The sequence below is a fragment of the Bacillus haynesii genome, assembly GCF_001969855.1.
Lineage (GTDB): Bacteria > Bacillota > Bacilli > Bacillales > Bacillaceae > Bacillus > Bacillus haynesii.
In genome coordinates, this window is record NZ_MRBL01000037.1 from 35,350 (window position 1) to 56,289 (window position 20,940).

Below are 20,940 nucleotides of genomic sequence, written 5' to 3' on the forward strand. Positions count from 1 at the left end.
TCTTTTTTCAGCGAGAAAAAGAACCCAATAGTCGAAGTTAGGTTCTTTTTTATTCAAGGATATCTGGCGAAAATAACTGACCGTGAAGTGTTTGAATCTACCATAAGTTCGGACTTAAGCACTTTAATAGAAATGAATCTACCCGAAATCAGCCTTAACGCCCATATCGATAGGATTTCCATGTAGAGGCCCGCTATGCTCCATCTTTAAAACCCTTGATGATTCAAGGGTTTTTTTGTTGTCTTTTTTACGCGATCCATTTTTTTAGGTTCATGGCCTATCCGTCAGTACGGTATTTGACGACTGGCCATTTTTCTTTTCGCAGAGCGTTCATCAGCTCAGGGCCTGCATGCAAATGCTCTTCAACCAGCTCTCTCGGAGTCAGCGCCATCCACTGATTTAATGAAATGTCTGCGAAGCGGCTGCTTTTGAATATTTCTAAAAACCACAGGCTTTCTCTGCCTGTATTTTGAATGTAATGCCCCATGGCAAACGGGACATATCCGACATCCCCCGCCCGGTAATTAAAGGTCCGGGCAGTCCCGTTTGCGGCGAATACTGTCATTCGCCCGGTCCCTGAGATATAGTACTGCCATTCATCGTTGTTCGGGTGCCAATGCATTTCCCTCATTCCGCCGGGCTTGACTTCGACGAGTGCGGCGGCGATCGCTGTCGAAATTGGAAAGTTTGAAGAATCAACAATTCGTACCGTTCCGCCCGGCGTTACGATAGGCTTTTGTGCAAACAGCCAGTATGCGAAGCTTTTTGGGACGGTTCCATACGGTCCCGGAACTTTTTGGTTTTCAAGCGGTCCCGGCACTTTTGCTTGGAAGATGTACCGCTGTTTGTCAGGGGTGCGGGCGAAGGCGCTTTCGTGCACACCGAAATTCGCGGCCAGAACATCTTTCGGTGTGTGTGCGAACCAATCGGTAATCGTGAAGGTATCGAACTCGGAGAAGTTCCCGTCATCAAAAACGAGGAGAAATTCGCAGCCATCCTCAAGCCCTTGAATCGAGTGCGGTATTCCGGCGGGGAAGAACCACAAATCTCCGGGGCCGACATCGGCGATAAAGTTTCGGCCGTCCTGATCGACGGCGGTAATGCGCGCATGGCCTAAAATCATGTAAGCCCATTCCGATTGCTTATGCCAATGCAACTCGCGAACCCCGCCTGGCGTCAGCCGCATATTGACACCGGCAATCGTCGTTGATACCGGCAGTTCCCGGGCTGTTATTTCACGGGACCAGCCGCCATGATTTAACTGCATATGTGTGTCTGAAAAAGAAAACTTTAAATTAGGGATTGCTCCGGCATCTGTTTTTGGAGGAACGAACATGTCGGGATTCTCTAGATCCCGCATCACGTCGCGGGGGCCAAAATCGGTCGCGCCCGCACCATCGTTTCTTATTGGATGCGGCACGTGATTGTACCAAGCTGGAGTCCCGGCTGTTCTTTTCATGTGGAAAGCTCCCTTCACAGGTCGTGTATAACGAAATTTATGACACGGACGCTGAAAATATATCAAATCGAAAAAAAACCGGAGCCCTAATAAGACACTTTAAAGAAACTAGATAGACAGATTTGCATTTTCTTTGGCAGCAGAAGAAAACCTTCGATTTACAGTCTGCACGGCGCGGCATCCGGCTTATTTCTTTTCTAATTGCCTTCGACTGATCATCTAACGATTACTGACTGAATGATTTCGCCCGAAGCTGAATAAGAATGAGATAGAAAGCATCCGGGCAATTTTCGAACGGCTACATGAAATGAATACTATGTGACAAGAAAGAAGGGAGCGTTGATGAAAAAGCTTTGCCGGGAAGTTTGGGTAGAGGTAAATCTTGATGCGATTAAAAAAAATTTGCGCGCCTTTCGGCGGCATATTCCGAAGAGGAGCAAGATTATGGCTGTCGTAAAAGCGAACGCTTATGGTCACGGCTCGGTGGAAGTGGCACGCCATGCACTTGAACATGGTGCGAGTGAGCTCGCCGTTGCCTCGGTGGAGGAAGCGGTCGTTTTACGAAAAGCGGGGATTGAAGCGCCGACCCTTGTGCTTGGTTTCACCCCGCTTAGCTGTGTGAAAGAAGCGGCAGCTTGGAATATATCGTTATCAGCATTTCAAGTTGACTGGATTAAAAAAGCGAACGAGATATTGGAAAATGAAGCAGGCCCTAACCGGCTGGCTGTTCATATCAATGTGGATACCGGTATGGGGCGTTTAGGTGTACGAACAAAAGAAAAGCTTTTAGCAATCGTGGAAGCGCTGGCGGCAAGTGAAAACCTCAGGTGGGAAGGAATTTTTACGCATTTTTCAACAGCTGACGAACCGGATACTGAGTTAACGTTGCTGCAGCACGAAAAGTTTATCAGCTTTCTTCGTTTTCTGAAAGAACAAGGCTTTAAGCTGCCTACAGTGCATATGAACAACACGGCTGCGGCGATCGCTTTTCCGGAATTCAGCGCTGATATGATTCGCTTAGGCATCGGAATGTATGGGTTATATCCTTCCGATTATATCAGACAGCTCAATATCATTAAGCTTGTGCCTGCACTAAGCTTGAAGGCGCGCATCGCTTATGTGAAAACCATGTTGACTGAACCGCGGACCGTTAGTTACGGTGCTACATATGTTGCAGAGCGCGGGGAAGTCATTGCCACAATTCCGGTCGGCTATGCTGACGGCTATTCCCGTGAACTTTCCAACCGCGGTTTTATTCTTCATCGCGGAAGACGAGTGCCGGTGGCGGGAAGAGTAACAATGGATATGATCATGGTCAGTCTGGGAGAGAGTGAAGGTAAACAAGGAGAGGAAGTCGTGATTTACGGCCGGCAAAAGGGAGCCGAGATTTCTGTTGATGAAATTGCGGAAATGCTTGATACGATTAACTATGAAGTGGTATCTACCATAAGCTGGCGCGTCCCTCGTTTTTATATAAGAGACGGCAAGATCTTTAAAAAGTCGACTCCGCTGTTATACGTGTAGTTTTCCCATACATCACAGGCCGTTTACTCGATCAATGATCAAAATAAAAAAAGTGCAATTTCTTGACAAAAAAATTTATTTATGCTATAATTTACTAATTAAATATTGGTGTGTATAATAGGATTCTCCTGGCCGGGAGAATCCTATTTTTTTGCGTTTATGAAGGAGTGTCCGACATGAAAAAAGATGAATCGAGTGTAACGTCCCTTATTTCGGCTTTTGGCAGAGCTTATCACAGTCAGTATGATGAACCAAAAATTTTTGATGACAATCTGGCCAAAACGCTCATTTCCAAACAAGAATTTGCTGATATCAAAAACAGCTTCATTCAAGGCATACAGTTCTTCAACAAAGATATAGCGGAAAAATACGAGGGAGACGATGAAGAAATATTACGATGGATCACACAAGTTCAGCTCTCTCCGACGCCGCTCGCCCGTGCCGCTTATTGCGAAACAGTGCTGCATCATGAGATTCGGCTTGGGACAGAACAATACGTGATTCTTGGGGCAGGGCTGGATACTTTTTGTTTTCGGAACCTAGAGTTAAAGGACAAAATTGATATCTTTGAAATTGACCACCCAGCGACACAGAAATTGAAAAAGGAAAGGCTGGACAAAGCCGGTTTTCACATCCCGGACCACCTTCATTTTATTCCTTTGGACTTTGCCAAGTCGTTTTCTTATCAAGAATTGGCTGATAAGGGTTTTCATTTTAACAAAAAAACATTTTTCAGTTTTTTAGGCGTTTCTTACTACTTAACAAAGGAAGAAACCGAAAAACTGCTCGGGGAATTAATGGCTGACCTACCTTCAGGGAGTTCGATCGTTTTCGATTATGCGGATGAAAACCTCTTTAAAGAGAAAGGTTTCTCCAACAGGGTAGAAAATATGGTGAAAATGGCAGCAGCAGGCGGTGAACCGATGAAGTCATGCTATTCGTATCAGGAAATGCAGCATTTGCTGGAGCAATCTGGACTGCTCGTTTATGAGCACTTATCACCGTCAGATATTCAAGAGCGTTATTTTAAAAATCGAAAAGACGAGCTGTCAGCCTTTGAAACGATTCATTACATTCATGCCGTGAAAAAATAAACACGAATCAAGAAAAACGCCCGAAGCCGGGCGTTTTACCTATTTAAGCCGCGCGATCGTCTTTCTGTTTTTCTTGGGGGAGTACAAGCTGTTTAGGAGGGCATTTGCGCTGCGTCAATTCGGACACAGCGAAGATCGTCATAAATGCTGTGACTGCAGCCAGCGTCCGGAAAGGAAAGAGGACTGTGCCGTCTTCAATCATCGGATACGGCAGAAGCGGTGGGATGCCAAATGCGGGTTCACCGCCGCCGAGCCTCAGAATGACTGCAACTGCAAATCCAGCAATTGACCCGAACAGGTTTGCTCTTTTATAAAAGAGGGCCATTGTTAACTGGGGAAAAAGAATGCAATAAACTAAATCTGAAGCCAAATACCATAATATATAAACGCTTTTGACATTCAGCGCGATGATCGCTGCTCCCGCACCGAACAAAACGATTGAGCGTTTGACGACTTTTTGCAGCTGTTTTTGGGTGGCCTTCGGCTTGATCAGCGGACGGTAAATATTCCATGCGGCCATTGATGATGCCGATAAAATCGATGAGTCCATGCTTGACATGACGGCTGCTGCGATTGCACCCAAGCCGAGGCCTGCGATGATTCCTGGCGTTAAATACGCAAGCGTTTGCGGCAAAATCATCGCCGGGTTATCCGGAGCGCTCGCTCCGAACAGGCTCCAATCGGCACTGTTTCCGGCAGCTCCGATGATCACGCACGGAATGGCGGCAATGATGCAGATCACTCCGGCAATAATCGACTGCCACATGGCGGCGTTTTCCGATTTTGCCGAAAGAACGCGCTGAAAGTACACCTGCCATGCGATACCTCCGAAAATCAAGAGGAGCGCATTATCCCACCAGTTCCAAAACAGGTTTCCCCATTCGGGGTTTTTCCAGCCGTCCAACGGCGGAAACAGATTGGCGCTGCTGCCGAAATCGTGTCTGTAATTTGCCCATACGCTATCGAGTGAACCGACATTTGACAATACAAATGGGACGACTAAAAACAGCCCGAGCAAAATAATGATCATTTGGAAGACATCTGTGAAAGCGACTGCCCACATGCCTCCGGCCACCGTATAAGCGATGGCGATCATCGCCGAAAGAATAATCGATGTTTGGAAATCGATATTCAGAATCATTCCGAAAGTCGTGCCCAGTGCCGTTAAGATCGCGGCGCTCCAAAACAATTCTCCTAACAGCGCCGGTATATATAAAACGCCGGCCATCCGCTTACCGAAGCGCTGTTCGAGAGGATCGATAATGGTCATAAATCGATGACGGCGCATTTTTCTGGCGAAGAAAATACCGCCGATAATCAGGCTCAATGCGTAGCCCCAAGGCGCCTGTGCCCAGATGAGGCCGTCGCTGTAAGCCGATTCAGCCGTTCCGTTAATATATCCGCCGCCGACCCATGTTGCGGCCATCGTCACCATTCCAACGAAAAACGGCATGCTCCTTTTTGCCACGATCATATCAGAAAAAGAATTTGATTTCTTTGCTGCGTAAAATGCGCCTAAATAATAGGTGAAAGCAAAGAATATCATCATGGAGATAAAGCCGCCCCAATGAATGTCTGCATTCGAAATGCCGATATACGCGAGTATGCCTCCCGCAAACAGCGCAAAAATACCTAATTTGATCCAGTTTTTTTTCTTCTCAACATAATTCATGTATGCACATCGCCTCCGAAAAATATTTTTTGAATTTTCGTGAAATTAAAATGTGAAAAAAGGTTTTGTGCCACTCTGAGAAGTATGCAAATTGCTGACTTCAGAGCGGATAAAACCTTTTTATTTCTTGTTATCAATCGGTATAAACTCAAAAATCTCTCCGGATTGGACAGATTTCGCGAGTCTCAGCAGCCAGTCATAATACGGTTTTGAATGTTCCAGCTGGTCATAAAGAGTTCTCGCTTCTTCTTTTATCCTTTCGTCAAGCCCATCGCTTTCGACGATGTCCTCCAATGCTTTTTGAGCGTCTTGAATGGCCATGAGATTCACTTTGACTTCCCTTTCCCATTTTTGCGGGAAAAAGCTTGTGAAAAACTTGAAGAAATCTTTTTCAGCAACAAAGCTGTGTTTTCTTCTACCTCTATGGAATGTCTTTTTGACGACGTTTAAGTCTTGGAGCTTTTTTACGCCTGTGCTCATGCTGGGCTTGCTCATTTGCAGTTCTTCCCGCATCTCGTCCAGTGTCATTTCATCCGATAGGTACATGGTTCCGTACAAAATACCCGCACTCCGGGTAATCCCGTACAGATCCATTGTTTCTGCGATTGAATCAATGACAAGATCCTTTGCCTGTGCGATCGCTTCTTTTGCTGAAAGATCACGGGGATTGTCCATTAACTTGCCTCCTTTCACAGGAGCGGAACATCAGCATTGCAGATTCAATGCCCCCCGAAAAATCGGGGATTGATCTGAAATCCGCGTTAAGTTTGTTAAGTTATTTCTGTATGTTCTTTATCTTAACGAAAGAAATTCAAATGTCAAAATCAAAATTTTTTTTCAAACGGCCTCATCCCATGTGAGCTCTGCATTCACATAAAATTCAAAAAAATAATCAGACTGATTTCCTTTGACACAAAAAATGGCTCATGATAAATTCAAAGTGTTCAAAACGTTAAATTTTTATTTAACAAACTTTGCGTAATGAGGAGGCTGCTTTTATGAGTCAAACACTTTTCATTGACGGAAAGTGGGTGGGCGCCAAAAACGGCGAGACTCGCCAAATTATCAATCCTTACAATCAAGAGCATATTGAAACCGTCAGTGAAGGAGACAGAGAAGACGCTGTTCGGGCGATTGCCGCAGCGCGCCGCGCATTTGACGACGGTGAGTGGGCGAATACGCCGGGTCTTGAACGAGGCAACATTGTATTAAAGATCGCGGAATTGATCAGACGCGACCACGAAGAGCTGGCAGAACTTGAATCGCTTGATACCGGCAAGACGCTTGAAGAAAGCAGAGCCGATATGGATGATATTGCAAACGTATTTCAATATTATGCTGGGCTTGCGGATAAAGATGGCGGAGAAGTCATTTCTTCACCGATTCCCGATTCTAAAAGCGAAATTGTCAGGGAGCCGGTCGGTGTCTGCGGGCAGATCACACCGTGGAACTATCCGCTTCTGCAGGCTAGCTGGAAAATCGCTCCGGCTTTGGCAGCGGGCAACACGATCGTTGTCAAACCAAGTGAAATCACACCGCTGACAACCATTAAGATCTTCAAGCTGATGGAAGAAGCCGGTGTGCCTAAAGGGGTTGCCAACCTTGTTCTTGGCCCCGGAGCCACTGTCGGCGATGAACTTGCCAGAAATACAGACGTCGACTTAATTTCCTTCACCGGCGGAATTGAAACCGGAAAGAAAATCATGCAGGCTGCAAGTACGAATGTGAAAAAAATTGCGCTTGAGCTTGGCGGAAAAAATCCGAATATTGTGTTTAAAGACGCAGATTTTGACGTAGCGGTTGACCAGGCGCTGAATGCGGTATTCTTCCACGCAGGACAGGTTTGCTCCGCGGGTGCTCGTCTTCTCGTTGAAGAATCCATTCATGACGAGTTTGTCGCAGAGCTTGTCAAGCGTGCGAAAAAAATCAAACTTGGCAACGGATTCCACGTGGAGACACAGAGCGGTCCGCTCATTTCAGCTGAGCACCGCAGCAAAGTTGAAAAATATGTAGAAATCGGCCTGCAAGAAGGCGCCAAGCTGGAAACAGGCGGAAAACGACCGGAGGCCCCTGAACTTGCAAATGGCTTCTTCTATCTGCCGACAATCTTCTCGGGCTGTACATCAGATATGAGAATCGTTCAGGAAGAAGTATTCGGTCCTGTATTAACAGTTGAAACATTCAAAACAGAAGAAGAAGTTGTCTCACTTGCAAACGATACGATTTACGGCCTTGCCGGCGCCGTTTGGTCAAAAGACATCGAAAAAGCAGAACGCGTCGCTGCCAAACTGCGCATGGGAACCGTCTGGATCAATGACTTCCACCCTTATTTCGCACAAGCGCCTTGGGGAGGTTACAAGCAATCAGGCATCGGCCGCGAACTTGGCCGCATGGGCCTTGAAGAATACACAGAAGTGAAGCACGTCTACCGCAATACGAAACCGGCGGCTGTCAATTGGTTTAAAGCATAAGAAGGAGGAGATTATTCATGACTTTAAATATGAAAGTAGAAGCGATGAACAAATTCCACACGTTTGAAATCCCGACCGTCATTAAGCACGGAATCGGAGCCGTTAAACATGTGGGTGAAGAAGTGAAAAAGCTTGGCGTTTCAAAAGCGCTGCTTGTCACAGACCCCGGCATCTACAAAGCCGGTGTAACAAACCCGGTCGTTGAATCCCTTCAGGAAGCAGGCGTTGAAGTTGTCGTCTTTAATAAAGTCGAGCCGAATCCGCCTGTCCGTCTTGTCGCTGAAGGTTCCAAGCTGTATGCTGAAGAAAACTGCGACGGCCTTGTTGCGGTCGGCGGCGGAAGCTCAATGGATACGGCAAAAGCGATCGGAGTCGAAGCCACTCATGAAGGCTCAGTCCTTGACTATGAAGCCGCAGAAGGAAAAAAGCCGCTTGAAAACCGGATTCCTCCGCTTACAACGATCCCGACGACTGCCGGAACCGGCTCAGAAGTTACACAGTGGGCGGTTATCACAGATGAAGAGCGTGAATTTAAATTCAATACGGGCGGCCCGCTGATTGCTGCTCACTTAACAGTTATCGATCCTGAATTGCATGTATCAATGCCTCCGCACGTCACAGCGATGACCGGCGTTGACGCTTTGGCTCACGCCATCGAGTGCTATACGATGAAATTTGCCCAGCCGATTACTGACGCTGTAGCCCTTCTTGCGATCGAATATGGCGCACATTACATCCGCAGAGCGTTTGCCGATGGCGAAGATCTTGAAGCGAGATACGGCATGGCGCAGGCGGCTATGCTTGCAGGCCTTTCTTACGGAAGCGAATCTGCAGGCGCTGCTCACGCGATGAGCCAGACGCTCGGAGGAATCATTCCTGTCGCGCACGGCCAATGTGTGGCAGCGATGATGGGCCCTGTAATGGAATACAATTGGAAAGGCTACCCTGAAAAATTCGCCCGCATTGCAAAAGCGTTCGGAATTGACACAAGCGGCATGTCTACAGTTGAAGCAGCTAAAGCTGCAGTGAACTGGATGTATCAGCTTGTGGAAGACTTGGAGATTCCTAGTCTTGAAGAGCAAGACGTATCACCTGACATGATCGACCGCCTTTCAAAAGAAGCGATGAAAGATCCGCAAACGGTCGGAAACCCGAGAGACCTGAACGAAAAAGCGTATAATTGGATTTACAAACGCTGCTTTAATCTGACCCCGAAAACTGTATAAAGAAATGTGTTAAGCCCGCTGTTGAATGCACAGCGGGCTTTCTCAATTTGAGAAAAAAAGGGAAGCATTGTAAAATAAATCACATCTTGAAAAAAGGGGATGGGTTGAATGTGGAAAAAGCACACGGCTGTTGCGGAGAACGTATACATAGCGGACACACCGTCATTTGTGACAGAGAAACAGGTAAAGATCGCGATCGATTACGGGGGCATACCGGGTGACCTGCATTTTGGTCTGACGAAAAAAGCCGGGGCAAGGGAGCCGATGTATAAAAGAGGAACGGAGATTTTCAACAGGAGGCAGATTTCGATGGTCTCGGTAGAAGAGTGCCTTGAGATTGCCGGACGGCTGAACATTCCTGCGGTACTTCCGGAATGGCTCGGGGCCAATATCGCATTAAGCGGACTGCCTGATTTAACCTCATTAAGAGAAGGAAGCAGAATCGTTTTTCCGAGCGGCGCCTCTCTGTTGTGCGAGGGTGAGAATGAGCCGTGCATCCAGCCAGGAGAAGTCATTCAGGAGCAGTTTCCCGACAAACCGAAGCTTGCTTCGCGCTTTGTGCGCCATGCGATGGGAAGAAGGGGAATCGTCTGTGTCGTCGAACGCCCGGGTCAGATCCATCAAGGCGACCAGGCAGAAGTGTGGGCGTATTCGCCTGCTGCCATGAAAGACGCCAGGTCGTTTGCCTGAGCGGATGAAAAGCCCCGAGTAAGCCGGGGCTTTCCGCGTATTACAACAGTTTCTGCTTGATTTCTTTGATCTGTTTCATATGCCTTCTTTCATGATGGCCGATGAAGTCGAGCCACTGCCTGACCGTAAGCTCTTCGAAAACCGGATGCGGCAGCACCCTTTGAAAATCTTCATCGTGAAAGGCAGCGATGACTGAAGTTAATTGAGTTCTGACATTGTCGAGCTCAGCTTTGAGGGTTAAAGCATCCGCCGTTTTTCTTTCCGGCTCAGCATAGGGAGGCGCCTTTCGTTTGGAGCTTCTGTCTTCCGACTGATGAACCGGTTTATCTTCGATTGTTTTAACCGGTGCATGCTTGATTTGTTCCTTCAGGATTTGAAGTGCCATCAGGTCGATTTTTTTCAGGTGGTCGATCACTTCTTGAATGCTCCATTCGTCTTCCGCGGGCCTTTTATTCAGCGTTTCGTCTGACAGGCCTTGAATCTCGCTCCAAAGTTCTTTTCTTGCTTCATTAAAAATGCTCATCATATCCCCTCCTGTTCTTACTGTACCATATCGCAGGCTGGTAAAATAACCAAAAAACACTCGATTTTCGCAGCGCCATCGGATATGCTTAAGAAAAAATGAACAGAAGGAAGGATTTATTTGAGAACCACATTGTATCCGTATATAGCATTAGTGGTCGGGGTGCTGGCTGTGTCTTCCTCCGCCATTTTCGTCAGGCTGTCAACAGCTGATGCTGGAATCATCGCTTTTTATCGTCTCTTTTTTTCCGCTTTGCTGATCTTTCCTTTTTTCTGGGGAAAAAGAAAAGAAGTCTTGAGTTTTTCGAAAAAAGACTGGCTGTTTTCCGCGGCAGCGGGATTCTTTTTGGCATTTCATTTTATTTTATGGTTTCGCTCGCTTGATTACACGTCAGTGGCGAGCTCGGTTGTTCTCGTTACGCTGCAGCCGATTTTTTCTTTTATCGGTACATACTTTTTATTTAAAGAAAGAGTGTCATTCGCCGGGATCATCAGTGCGCTCCTCGCGATCGGCGGAAGCGTGTACATCAGCTGGGGGGATTTCAAAGTAAGCGGCCAGGCGCTCTACGGCGACATTCTTGCACTCTTGGCATGCGCGCTTGTGACGGCATATCTGCTGTTTGGACAGCATGTCAGAAAACGCCACAGTTTGACCGTTTACACTTTTATTGTGTATGGAATCAGCGCCCTCACTTTATGTCTATACTGCCTGATTTCGGGCGCCGCCTTTTTTTCTTATCCTGCGTCAGATTGGGGGTACTTCTTCCTGCTTGCCGTCATTCCGACTTTGCTCGGCCACTCGCTGTTTAACTGGGTGCTGAAATGGCTGAGCACCAATATGATTTCTGTGGCGATTTTATTTGAACCCGTCGGAGCGGTTGCGTTGGCGTATTGGATTTTAGACGAATCCGTCATGATGACGCAAGTAATCGGCGGAGCGGTCATTTTTTCAGGCATCATCCTGTTCATGGCCTCGCAAAGCATACGGAAAGACAACGTCCCGGCTGTGAAAGGGAAAACGCACAAGGCGCTTTAAAGTCTGCACTTTATCCAGTCAAAATATCTTCGCTTGAATAGCGGATGTTTTCCTGTTCAGGTCTGGCCAGGGAAAACGCCAATGTGAGCGGCCCGAGTTTTCCGAGATACATAATGAAAATAATCAGCATCTTTCCGATAGGGGACAGGTCGGCCGTAATCCCCATTGACAGGCCGACGGTGCCGAAGGCTGATACGACTTCAAACAAAATCGCCAAAAACGGTTTAGGTTCTGTCATATTTAAAATAAAGACGGCTGTTAAAATCAATAGCACGCTGATTGTTGAAACAGCGAGCGAACGGATGATCAATTGGTCTTTCAGCGTTTTTTTTGCTATTGAAATATGTTTTTTGCCCTTTAAAAAAGTGATCACCGACAGGAGAATGACAAGAAACGTCGTCAGCTTGATCCCTCCGCCGGTCGATGCGCTCCCCGCTCCGACAAACATAAGAAGGAGCAAAAGCGTGATCGTGCTTTCGCGCAGGCTTCCGATGTCTGTCGTGTTAAATCCCGCTGTTCGCGGGGTCACGGCCTGAAAATAGGCGCCCCAAAGTTTTTCAGTTAGCGGAAGCATTCCCAGCGTTTTTTGATTTTGATACTCAAGCAGAAAGATGAAGATCATGGCTGCCAAATTGATGATAAACGTACCATATATCATCAATTTTGAATGAAGGCTCAATTTTTTTAAGCTCCGCTTATCCCATAAATCGGACAATACGGTAAACCCTATCCCGCCGATGATGAACAAAAAACTGATCACCAGGTTGACGAGCGGATCGCCTTCATACCGCATTAAACTGTCCGGCCATATGGAAAATCCCGCATTGTTAAAGGCGGAAACCGCGTGGAACAGGCTGCAGTAGATGCCGCGTGCGAAACCGTATTCAGGAACCCATTTGACAGCCAGTATCAGCATCGCCAGCATTTCAATCGCGAAGGAGTAAATAAACAAACTCTTGATGAGTTTAATAATCCCGCCTAAAGAAGTTTGATTGAGCGACTGCTGAATCAACAGCCGTTCTTTCAGGCCGATTTTTTTCCCGAGCATAATAAAAATAAGCACCGCAAATGACATGATGCCGAGTCCCCCGAGCTGAATGAGAACGAGGATCATGAGCTGACCGAACATCGTATAATCCGTGCTTGTATCAACAACGGCCAAACCGGTAACAGTCATCGCCGAGGTCGATGTAAAAAGCGTATCAATCCAGCCTATGGGTTTAGGCGTTGCTGCCGGCATCTTCAATAAAAGGGTTCCTAATATGATAAAAAATAAAAACACTAGCACGAGCAGTTGGGACGGGCTTAATTGAATCTGTTTAAACTTCACGGTTAATCGCCCTTTTTTTCAAAGGTCTCAATATCTTTGTTTTGCCCGATCACAATCAAAATATCGTTTTCATATATCATGTCGTCAGCGCTCGGTGCGATGATGAAATGCCCGTCCCTTTTTATGCCGACGATGTTGCAGCCGAAGTTGGCGCGTACATCGATATCCCCCAGGCTTCTTTTGTCCAGCTTTTTAGTTGCCACAATTTCGACGATGCTGTAGTTTGGCGACAGCTCAACAAAATCAATCATCTTTTCCGAGGTGATATGGCTGGCTATCCGCTTGGCCATATCTTTTTCAGGATGAATGATACGATGGACGCCGATTTTATGCAGAACCTTTTGGTGATAGTCATTTTGTGCTTTCGTCCATACTTTGGGAACGCCCATTTCAATCAGCAAAAGCGAGGTCAGAATGCTTGCTTCAATGTCATCGCCGAATGATACAAATGCGTGGTCGATGTTGCGTATCCCGATTTGTTTCAATGTCTTTTCATCAACGGCGTTGGCGCAAATGGTGTAGGTTGCATAAGCAGAATATTCGTTTACTTTTTCTTCTGATTTGTCGATGCCTAAGACTTCCGCTCCTTTTGCGTGGAAGGCTTTCACAAGGCTGCCGCCGAACTGGCCGAGCCCGAAAACGGCATAAGATTTCTGCATCCGTGTTCACCCTTTTACCTGTTTTTCTTATAGTGTTTACTTTTTTTAAGAAAAACACACAAGATGTACTAGAATCCGGGTAAAAGCGGCAAGGGATCAAGCGGCTTTTTTCGAAGCCGGAGAGCCGCTTTGAGGCGGCTTTGGTGTCAGCTGAGCGAGCCTCCGGTTTCGCGAATGTCTTTTTCGTGAAGGGCGGAGGTGACTGCAGCTATCCTCAGTCCTTCGACGATCGTTTCAAGGCTGAGGCTCGGCTCATGTTTATCGACTGTTTGTTCGGGGAGAAACGGAATGTGGATGAACCCTCCGCGGATGTTTGCCGAGGTCCGGTCTATACGGTGCATTAACTGGTAAAAAAGATGGTTGCATACGAAAGTTCCCGCTGAATTGGAGACAGAGGCCGGGATTCCGTTTTTTCTCAACTCTTTCACAATGAGCTTGATCGGAAGCGCGGACCAGTAAGCTGCAGGCCCGTCTTCCGCGATGGGTTCATCGATCGGTTCCCGGTCTTCATTATCCGGAATGCGAGCGTCATCGATGTTGATTGCGATGCGTTCCGGTGTCATATGAGCCCTGCCGCCTGCTTGTCCTACACAAATGACGACATCGGGTTTGTGCTTTTCGATCGCTTTTTCCAAAACGGCCGCTGAATGATGAAAAACGGTCGGAATCTGCTCCGCCGCGATAGAAACGTCTTCGACTACCTCTCCGTTCAGCCGTTTTACAGCTTCCCAGGACGGATTGACCGTTTCTCCCCCGAAGGGGTCAAAGCCTGTCAGCAGTACTTTCTTTCCCATATCGATCACTCCTGAATATGAATGTAAAGTGCAAAATACCCATTCAGCAGATGTCTGAATGGGTATTTTTTGAAATGTTTTATGCTCCTGATCCCCGGGATGCCAGAAGTACCTGATCTCCTTGAGAAGCCGCTTCCGGTGCATGATTTACGAATGAAAAGCTGAAAACTGCACCTAATACAACTGCTGTTAATAATACTTTTTTCATTTTATTCTCCTCCTCTTCCGGCGAGCTTGCTCGCCTTGTCTGTTTTAATGTAAAAGTATATGGCTTCTTCATATAACTTTTCTCGCCTGTAGTAATTCGCTACATCCATCAATAATTCCTCCAAATCTACCCAGGCTTTTTCATTTTCTAACTGGTGAACATAGTCCTTGATTATTTCCAGTTTATTCTGTGTATCAGAATATAATGTATATAAAATTTTGAATTTCAATTCGAAAATTTCGCTGTTCATTTCCAGAGATTTTTTAAAGCCCACTTCGATCCATTTAAATGCTTGTTTGTGTGAGTTGGTTTTGAAAAGAGACCTTGTGTTTTCATAAACGCAAAGAAGGTAAGCATATTTGGCCTTCGTTTCAAAATCTTTGATTGCAAAAGCTTTATTGTAATACTTTAGTGCTTCCTTCTGCTTGTCTTCCTTACTCTTCAAAAAGCCCATATTATAGTAGGTACACGGTAAAAGATATTGGTCGCCGATTTTTTCGGTTTTTTCGATTGCTTCCTTTAATAATACTTCACTTTCGGCAAACTTAAATTGGTCAATATAATTGAGCCCGATCAACATTTTGCAGTTGATGACCCGCTTGGCATAGCCGTCATATCCTTGGAAGATGCCGGAGGCAATGTTGATGTGGTGAATCGACAGCCATGTCGCTTTTAAGTTGTAATACAAAACACCAATTTTATAATGGAATTCGGCTTTTTCAATTTCATTTTGAATGACGCTCAGCCTTTTTTCCGCTATTCTGAAAAAATTGAGCGCTTCTGTATGGTTTTGCTTGTAGTCTTCATAAATCCCTTTGAACAGATAAAAATAATAATTCAGCTTGTCGTCCGTACTTTTTGGATCTTTGTCCTGAAAACTGATGGCTTCCAATTTTTCGGTGGAAGATTGGGAGATATCTTCAAGAAGGAGCCTTAAGCGAAAATCCAGCATTTGATAATAGAGAAGAACGTCATGATCCTCTTCCATCTTTTCAATTGCTTTATCTATGTCATCTTTCATTTCGATTGAACCTGAAATGTCTCGTTTTTTCATCAGTATGTACCAGTCGTTCAGCATATTGGCGACTTCTTGAGAAGCCACGGCTTTGGCCATTCTCTTCCCTCCAATCTTTGTGAATTTTTTGTAAATTGAAGTTCTATTAATCATAGCATAAACTGCCGCCGTCTGTGAATAACACCGAAATGCAAGTTTGTTGGTGAAAAATTCATTTCTGAAATTAAATCGTCATTTTCCAAAAAAAGTGCGCGAAAAAAGCGAAAACCGCGCCAAGCGGAATACAGGAGATCATTGCGGTTCCGTTGACCAGCCCGTCAGCTCCGCTTATTTTCAGGGCTTCCCGGTAGCCTATTAAAAAGTGGATGATCGATAGGACGTAACATAAGAGCATCATATAGTAAGGATTCATTTGTATACCTCCTCTATTCGCCTTACTATAATTACATTCAATAGAGGGAAAGATTATGCCTGTTTAAACAGGAAAAAGAACAAAATATTATAGACGAAAAGATTTTCAATTACAATACATGTTTTTTAAAATATTTCCACTATAATCAAAATGAAAGATAAACTTAGGGGGTCATACGAAATGAAAAAAAGGCTGATGTCACTATTGGTCTGCATCCTGGTTTTAGTGCCGGCAGCAGGGGCTTTTGCCGCGCCGAAACAGGCCGAGCTTAAAGAGTATCTAGAAGAAATAGGAATGACAGAAAAGGAATTGGAAGCCTATTTGCAGGATACATATGATGAGAGTTTAAAAGATTTTGAGTCGGTGGAAGAGTTGAAAGACTTTTTAGGACAAAAGCTGACTAAAAAGCTTTTGGCATCCTATTTGGAAGAATACGGATTGAGCGAAAAAGAAGCGGCTGCCCTTTTTGTTGAAAATGGCTATATGGAAAGCGGCCAAAACATTCTCGACGTGTTTATGTTTGAATACGAATTGGACGATGCGCTTTTCACCGTGACATATGAAGAAGATGATTTTCAGATCGGAAACCTGTTTCAAGAATTGGGTGTGGATGATCAGGAGTGGGAAAGACTCGTGAATCATCTCCGAAAGGTGCGCGATAAAAATCCGAACCTTGAAAATGACTTGATGGCTCTTGGAGAACGTCTTGAAGCGGTAGCCGATTTCGAGTCTGTATCAGAGCTGTCAGCTCAGGATATCGCTGAAATGCTATCCATTTTAAACGATCTTCAAAAGACGCTTGAAGTGAAAACGAAATATTATCTTGTTAAAGACGGAAAGAAAAAAGAAGTGTCTTTGACTACGCTTGTCAGTGCGGAAGATCTGAAGGGAGCAAGCCTTCTGGTGGAAGTGTACGATCTGCAAGGCAATTTCATTTTGGATGTATTGCTGACGCCTGAAATGATCGGATCTGATTTAATTCATGACACAGGGTCAAAAGTGAAGCAAACGCAAACGGCTGTCAAACATGATACACAGAAATCTCATGTGAAAAAGACGGTTAAAGGTGCAAAGCTTCCGAAAACGGCCGGGCATTATGCGGAATGGTCGATCTTTGGCGCCGTTCTGATGTTTGGCGGATTCTTCATGGTCAGAAGGCTTCGCAAAGCGGCTTAACATTTCTCTTCCCATTCTAAGTATGTATAGAATGGGAAGTTTTTATAAGGAGTGAAAGGAAATTAAGGCACATCGAAAAAAGATCATCTGGTTCGTAGCCATTGCGATGGTTGCATGCGGCGCTTATTTTACAACAACGAATGTGTTCAAGCTGATGCACGGCTACGCTCTTTTTTCATTTCAGCAGATGAAAGAAGAGGAAAAGCCTGAAAAACCTGAAAAACCCCCGATTCAGACGACGAAAAAAGAAAAGACGGTCATTGATCAAACATTTGAAACCGGGGAGAAAATCGGTGATCTTGTTATTCCGAAAATCAATGCAAGGCTTCCGATATATCATGGGACAGATGAAGACGAGCTGCAAAAAGGCGTGGGCCATTTCGCAGGATCCGTTCTGCCTGGAGAAGATGACAACTCGGTTTTATCAGGCCACCGGGATACGGTTTTCCGAAAACTCGGCCGAGTGGGGAAAGGCGATCAGTTAATTGTTGAAGCTTCCTACGGAACTTTTACATACAAAGTGAAAAAGGTCCGGATCGTGGATGCGGATGACCGGACGGTGATTGTACCGAAGCCGAGAGCGACATTGACGGTTTCCACTTGCTATCCTTTTGACTTTATCGGCTCAGCACCGGAGCGGTATATATTGGTCGCAGATTTGATTAAAACATAAAAAAACAGCGGAATCTCAGGCGAGCCCGCTGTTTTTTTTATGTTATCTGATGTTTGATCTGTTTTCCAGAAGTCTTGGCGCGGTTGGCAGCAGTAAACAAAGGACGATTGTGCAGACGATGAAAGACGGAAGCATATATGTTCCATTATATATTAATGAATAAATCCATACCGGAGTGCCTTCAGGCGCATAGTTTCCAAAAAAGACAGCGCCGCTGATGACATGTGCGAGAAATTTCAGTCCGCTTCCAAGAAAGACGGCCAGCGTAACATAGGAAATGATCTTTCCTTTTTGTTTCTCGAATGAAGCATTTCGGATCGATCCGGCAAAAAAGCCGCCGATTCCCGCGGAAGTAGGCGCGATAAAGTAATCAAGAAGAAGCTGCAGAGGATGAACAACATAAAATCCTCCAGTGACAAATTGAAGCAATCCGGCTAAAAACCCGGTTGCCAGGCCTGCCTTGAGTCCCCATCTAAAGGAGATCAGGAAGATCGGAATCATCATAACTGCGATTGAACCGCCTTGAGGCATTTTTAAAAACATTCCGGACACCATATCAAGTATAAGTGCTATTCCTGTCATAATCGCAATTTCAATCAGCTGTACAAGTCGTTTAGATTGATTCATCATAACCCTCACTTTTGATGAACAAAGGGATACCGGACTTCTTTCCCAATAAAAAAAGCAATGCGGGGAAGGAGTAGGAAAGTTTTCCACGCACTGCTTTGGATGCAATTAGAAATGACTTTGCCACATCCCTACGCCAGCGTTAACTAACAGGTTCGAAGGGTCAGAACGGTCGTTCACTCTCAGCCCGGAGGCTCCCCTTGTGGTCATCAAGTTATTTAGTTATATTTTACTATACTAAAAAAAGAAACGGACGACAAGCTAATTTTTCGAAAAATTTTGCTAAAACTCTCCAATATGTAGCAATGCAAACATCTTTTCCTTTATAATAGAACTTATTCATACGTACAAGATGCAGTAAAGGGTTGATCTGATGAGTGAACTCACAAAATACAGCATGGTGAAAAATGAAATTAAATCGTGGATATATAAAGGCAAAGTAAAGCCGGGCGAAAAAATCCATTCTGAAAACGAATTGATGAAAATATTTGATGTGAGCAGGCATACGATCCGGCAAGCGATTGGCGACCTTGTTCATGAAGGGCTTTTATACAGAGAGCAAGGCTCAGGGACGTATTGCTCTCACCGCCTTCAGCTTTCTGAAAAAGGAAGGGAAAGAAATAAGATGATCGGGGTTATTACGACTTACCTTTCGGATTACATTTTTCCTTCTATTATAACAGGTATCGAATCTTCGCTGTCGAGTGAAGGTTACACCTTGGTCGTCGCGAGCACGAATAATGACATTGAAAAAGAAAAACAATGTCTTGTGAATATGCTTGACAAAAAAATTGATGGGTTGATTGTGGAGCCGACGAAAACCGGTAGCTTTAATCCGAATTTAAATTACTATCTGACGCTTGAACAGCACCATATACCGTATTTGATGATCAACCAATTATATCAGGAGTTAAACCCGCCTCATTTCATTTTGGATGATGAGCACGGCGGTTTTATCGCCACAGAGCATTTGATTAAGCTTGGCCATGAAAAAATGTTCGGTTTCTTTAAACAGGACGATATGCAGGGTGTCAACCGGATGAAAGGATTTATCCGGGCTTTCAGAGAAAACGGCTTGTCGTTTTATCCGGAAATGGTCGTGACTTACACAACAGAGAACAAAAAAGAAAAAACGATTGCTGAAGCTAGGAAGCGGCTTTCCTCATCAGACCGCCCGACTGCCATATTCTGCTATAATGACGAGATAGCCCTTATGGTGTTGGATGTCGTGAGGGAATTCGGTTTGAAAGTACCGGAAGATATATCGATTGTCGGATATGACGACTCACACTTGAGCGAGGCATCTGAAGTGAAGCTGACATCAGTCACCCATCCGAAAATGCAGATGGGGATTGAGGCGGCAAAATGGATGATTGCCAAAGTTGAGGGACGCAACACGGATAAGCTTGAGCATTCTACCGTCTATAAACCTGAACTGGTTGTCAGACATTCGACTGCCAAGCTGAAAAGGTAGCTGATCAGCTTTACCTATACAAGCGACTCAAGTGTTCGGCTGCTTTCATTGCTTAACTGCACGACAGAGTGGATGATAATGAGACGAAGATAGATCCTTTAAAAAGCTCCGAATTCGGAGCTTTTATTAAAGTGAAGGCTGATAGCGGAGAGTTTAATGTCATCTCTGCAGCTTCAGATCGTGTTCAGCTGTTAAAGACCGCTGTATATCTTTTATATAGAAGAAAACAGTAAGAAGGAATACATTACGCCAATTGCCGTCTGCTCCAGCTGCTCATGAATCACCTAAGTCCAATTCATTTGATTATTATTTTTTTAAAAAAGCTATTGTGCAAAGCGAAAATAGATGTTATATTAGTATCCGCCCCTAAAAAGAAGGCTTTATAAAAACAACTTCAAAAATTTCTTGAAAAAAGTTGTTGACATTCACATTGATAGAATGTTATATTAGTAAAGTCGCTTCTTCGAGAGGCGGAAATGATCTTTGAAAACTAAACAAGACAAACGTACCTGTTAATTCATTAAATAAATCGCACATGCGAGTGTGCGTAGTCAGGGGCCTGCACGATGCAGGTCATGCAGATGTTGTCACAGGATGTGACGAACTTAATCTGCGCTCCATTATTTCGTGGAGAGTTTGATCCTGGCTCAGGACGAACGCTGGCGGCGTGCCTAATACATGCAAGTCGAGCGGACCGACGGGAGCTTGCTCCCTTAGGTTAGCGGCGGACGGGTGAGTAACACGTGGGTAACCTGCCTGTAAGACTGGGATAACTCCGGGAAACCGGGGCTAATACCGGATGCTTGATTGAACCGCATGGTTCAATTATAAAAGGTGGCTTTTAGCTACCACTTACAGATGGACCCGCGGCGCATTAG

20 protein-coding genes, 1 rRNA gene and 1 riboswitch are annotated in these 20,940 nt (G+C 45.3%); of the genes, 10 read left to right on the forward strand and 11 right to left on the reverse strand.

Annotation, left to right across the window (positions count from 1 at the left end; genetic code table 11):
* Positions 1 to 277: 277 nt before the first annotated feature.
* Complete coding sequence (locus BTA31_RS21175) at positions 278 to 1,459, reverse strand: oxalate decarboxylase family bicupin (RefSeq protein WP_076794055.1); 1,182 nt, start codon at positions 1,457 to 1,459, stop codon at positions 278 to 280.
* A gap of 342 nt (positions 1,460 to 1,801) precedes the next feature.
* Here BTA31_RS21175 and alr point away from each other — a divergent pair, with 342 nt between their 5' ends.
* Both alr and BTA31_RS21185 read left to right on the forward strand, forming a co-directional pair.
* A complete protein-coding gene (alr, locus tag BTA31_RS21180) occupies positions 1,802 to 2,983 on the forward strand; it encodes an alanine racemase (protein WP_076794057.1) in 1,182 nt (393 codons plus the stop codon).
* 176 nt (positions 2,984 to 3,159) lie between these two features.
* Complete coding sequence (locus BTA31_RS21185) at positions 3,160 to 4,077, forward strand: class I SAM-dependent methyltransferase (RefSeq protein ID WP_076794059.1); 918 nt, start codon at positions 3,160 to 3,162, stop codon at positions 4,075 to 4,077.
* 43 nt (positions 4,078 to 4,120) lie between these two features.
* On the opposite strand, the gene BTA31_RS21190 is transcribed toward BTA31_RS21185, so the two are convergent.
* Together BTA31_RS21190 and cudC are read right to left on the reverse strand one after the other, a co-directional pair.
* Complete coding sequence (locus BTA31_RS21190) at positions 4,121 to 5,749, reverse strand: high affinity choline transporter 1 (RefSeq protein ID WP_076794062.1); 1,629 nt, start codon at positions 5,747 to 5,749, stop codon at positions 4,121 to 4,123.
* Positions 5,750 to 5,869: 120 nt separating this feature from the next.
* A complete protein-coding gene (cudC, locus tag BTA31_RS21195; RefSeq protein ID WP_043928490.1) occupies positions 5,870 to 6,424 on the reverse strand; it encodes a choline uptake/conversion transcriptional regulator CudC in 555 nt (184 codons plus the stop codon).
* 323 nt (positions 6,425 to 6,747) lie between these two features.
* Here cudC and betB point away from each other — a divergent pair, with 323 nt between their 5' ends.
* From betB to BTA31_RS21210, 3 genes are all read left to right on the forward strand, one after another.
* The gene (gene betB / locus BTA31_RS21200; RefSeq protein WP_076794064.1) at positions 6,748 to 8,220 is read left to right on the forward strand and encodes a betaine-aldehyde dehydrogenase; all 1,473 of its coding nucleotides are present in this window, start codon (positions 6,748 to 6,750) and stop codon (positions 8,218 to 8,220) included.
* 17 nt (positions 8,221 to 8,237) lie between these two features.
* A complete protein-coding gene (locus tag BTA31_RS21205) occupies positions 8,238 to 9,446 on the forward strand; it encodes an iron-containing alcohol dehydrogenase (RefSeq protein WP_076794066.1) in 1,209 nt (402 codons plus the stop codon).
* A gap of 108 nt (positions 9,447 to 9,554) precedes the next feature.
* Entirely contained in the window at positions 9,555 to 10,136 is a 582-nt protein-coding gene (locus BTA31_RS21210; RefSeq protein WP_043928493.1) for an MOSC domain-containing protein, read from the forward strand.
* A gap of 40 nt (positions 10,137 to 10,176) precedes the next feature.
* Here BTA31_RS21210 and BTA31_RS21215 read toward each other — a convergent pair whose 3' ends face one another.
* A complete protein-coding gene (locus tag BTA31_RS21215) occupies positions 10,177 to 10,662 on the reverse strand; it encodes a DinB family protein (RefSeq protein ID WP_043928494.1) in 486 nt (161 codons plus the stop codon).
* 117 nt (positions 10,663 to 10,779) lie between these two features.
* Here BTA31_RS21215 and BTA31_RS21220 point away from each other — a divergent pair, with 117 nt between their 5' ends.
* Positions 10,780 to 11,694 carry a DMT family transporter gene (locus BTA31_RS21220; protein ID WP_076794068.1) on the forward strand — a complete coding sequence of 305 codons (915 nt, stop codon included), beginning with the start codon at positions 10,780 to 10,782 and terminating at the stop codon, positions 11,692 to 11,694.
* A gap of 10 nt (positions 11,695 to 11,704) precedes the next feature.
* Here BTA31_RS21220 and BTA31_RS21225 read toward each other — a convergent pair whose 3' ends face one another.
* The 6 genes from BTA31_RS21225 to BTA31_RS21245 all read right to left on the reverse strand — a co-directional run bounded on the left by BTA31_RS21225 (position 11,705) and on the right by BTA31_RS21245 (position 16,112).
* On the reverse strand, positions 11,705 to 13,024 hold the full coding sequence (locus tag BTA31_RS21225; protein ID WP_076794070.1) for a TrkH family potassium uptake protein: 1,320 nt from the start codon (positions 13,022 to 13,024) through the stop codon (positions 11,705 to 11,707).
* Between the two features lie 2 nt (positions 13,025 to 13,026).
* Positions 13,027 to 13,683, reverse strand: coding sequence for a potassium channel family protein (locus BTA31_RS21230; protein ID WP_076794073.1), 657 nt, complete (start codon positions 13,681 to 13,683; stop codon positions 13,027 to 13,029).
* Between the two features lie 146 nt (positions 13,684 to 13,829).
* The gene (gene pcp, locus BTA31_RS21235; protein WP_076794075.1) at positions 13,830 to 14,477 is read right to left on the reverse strand and encodes a pyroglutamyl-peptidase I; all 648 of its coding nucleotides are present in this window, start codon (positions 14,475 to 14,477) and stop codon (positions 13,830 to 13,832) included.
* 79 nt (positions 14,478 to 14,556) lie between these two features.
* Positions 14,557 to 14,685 carry a hypothetical protein gene (locus BTA31_RS23610; RefSeq protein ID WP_255204467.1) on the reverse strand — a complete coding sequence of 43 codons (129 nt, stop codon included), beginning with the start codon at positions 14,683 to 14,685 and terminating at the stop codon, positions 14,557 to 14,559.
* A gap of 1 nt (position 14,686) precedes the next feature.
* Entirely contained in the window at positions 14,687 to 15,799 is a 1,113-nt protein-coding gene (locus BTA31_RS21240; protein WP_043928501.1) for a response regulator aspartate phosphatase, read from the reverse strand.
* A 124-nt stretch (positions 15,800 to 15,923) separates the two neighbouring features.
* Entirely contained in the window at positions 15,924 to 16,112 is a 189-nt protein-coding gene (locus tag BTA31_RS21245) for a hypothetical protein (protein WP_003184678.1), read from the reverse strand.
* Positions 16,113 to 16,292: 180 nt separating this feature from the next.
* Between BTA31_RS21245 and BTA31_RS21250 the strand changes: the two genes are divergently transcribed.
* Complete coding sequence (locus BTA31_RS21250) at positions 16,293 to 17,288, forward strand: processed acidic surface protein (protein ID WP_076794078.1); 996 nt, start codon at positions 16,293 to 16,295, stop codon at positions 17,286 to 17,288.
* A 106-nt stretch (positions 17,289 to 17,394) separates the two neighbouring features.
* Positions 17,395 to 17,961, forward strand: coding sequence for a class D sortase (locus BTA31_RS21255; protein WP_076794081.1), 567 nt, complete (start codon positions 17,395 to 17,397; stop codon positions 17,959 to 17,961).
* A 42-nt stretch (positions 17,962 to 18,003) separates the two neighbouring features.
* Here the strand turns inward: BTA31_RS21255 and thiT are convergent, their stop codons facing one another.
* Positions 18,004 to 18,588, reverse strand: a complete 585-nt coding sequence (gene thiT, locus BTA31_RS21260; protein WP_076794083.1) for an energy-coupled thiamine transporter ThiT — start codon at positions 18,586 to 18,588, stop codon at positions 18,004 to 18,006.
* Between the two features lie 111 nt (positions 18,589 to 18,699).
* Positions 18,700 to 18,799: riboswitch (TPP riboswitch) on the reverse strand.
* A gap of 162 nt (positions 18,800 to 18,961) precedes the next feature.
* Here thiT and BTA31_RS21265 point away from each other — a divergent pair.
* Complete coding sequence (locus BTA31_RS21265) at positions 18,962 to 20,062, forward strand: GntR family transcriptional regulator (protein WP_076794086.1); 1,101 nt, start codon at positions 18,962 to 18,964, stop codon at positions 20,060 to 20,062.
* 624 nt (positions 20,063 to 20,686) lie between these two features.
* Positions 20,687 to 20,940 (forward strand): 16S ribosomal RNA (locus BTA31_RS21270); the annotation flags it as partial.

Coding starts and splice junctions, on each gene's coding strand:
- BTA31_RS21175 (WP_076794055.1), bottom strand. CDS start 1,459: ATGAAAAGAACAGCCGGGACTCCAGCTTGGTACAATCACGTGCCGCAT.
- alr (WP_076794057.1), top strand. CDS start 1,802: ATGAAAAAGCTTTGCCGGGAAGTTTGGGTAGAGGTAAATCTTGATGCG.
- BTA31_RS21185 (WP_076794059.1), top strand. CDS start 3,160: ATGAAAAAAGATGAATCGAGTGTAACGTCCCTTATTTCGGCTTTTGGC.
- BTA31_RS21190 (WP_076794062.1), bottom strand. CDS start 5,749: ATGAATTATGTTGAGAAGAAAAAAAACTGGATCAAATTAGGTATTTTT.
- cudC (WP_043928490.1), bottom strand. CDS start 6,424: ATGGACAATCCCCGTGATCTTTCAGCAAAAGAAGCGATCGCACAGGCA.
- betB (WP_076794064.1), top strand. CDS start 6,748: ATGAGTCAAACACTTTTCATTGACGGAAAGTGGGTGGGCGCCAAAAAC.
- BTA31_RS21205 (WP_076794066.1), top strand. CDS start 8,238: ATGACTTTAAATATGAAAGTAGAAGCGATGAACAAATTCCACACGTTT.
- BTA31_RS21210 (WP_043928493.1), top strand. CDS start 9,555: ATGTGGAAAAAGCACACGGCTGTTGCGGAGAACGTATACATAGCGGAC.
- BTA31_RS21215 (WP_043928494.1), bottom strand. CDS start 10,662: ATGATGAGCATTTTTAATGAAGCAAGAAAAGAACTTTGGAGCGAGATT.
- BTA31_RS21230 (WP_076794073.1), bottom strand. CDS start 13,683: ATGCAGAAATCTTATGCCGTTTTCGGGCTCGGCCAGTTCGGCGGCAGC.
- pcp (WP_076794075.1), bottom strand. CDS start 14,477: ATGGGAAAGAAAGTACTGCTGACAGGCTTTGACCCCTTCGGGGGAGAA.
- BTA31_RS23610 (WP_255204467.1), bottom strand. CDS start 14,685: ATGAAAAAAGTATTATTAACAGCAGTTGTATTAGGTGCAGTTTTCAGC.
- BTA31_RS21240 (WP_043928501.1), bottom strand. CDS start 15,799: ATGGCCAAAGCCGTGGCTTCTCAAGAAGTCGCCAATATGCTGAACGAC.
- BTA31_RS21245 (WP_003184678.1), bottom strand. CDS start 16,112: ATGAATCCTTACTATATGATGCTCTTATGTTACGTCCTATCGATCATC.
- BTA31_RS21250 (WP_076794078.1), top strand. CDS start 16,293: ATGAAAAAAAGGCTGATGTCACTATTGGTCTGCATCCTGGTTTTAGTG.
- BTA31_RS21255 (WP_076794081.1), top strand. CDS start 17,395: ATGGTTGCATGCGGCGCTTATTTTACAACAACGAATGTGTTCAAGCTG.
- thiT (WP_076794083.1), bottom strand. CDS start 18,588: ATGAATCAATCTAAACGACTTGTACAGCTGATTGAAATTGCGATTATG.
- BTA31_RS21265 (WP_076794086.1), top strand. CDS start 18,962: ATGAGTGAACTCACAAAATACAGCATGGTGAAAAATGAAATTAAATCG.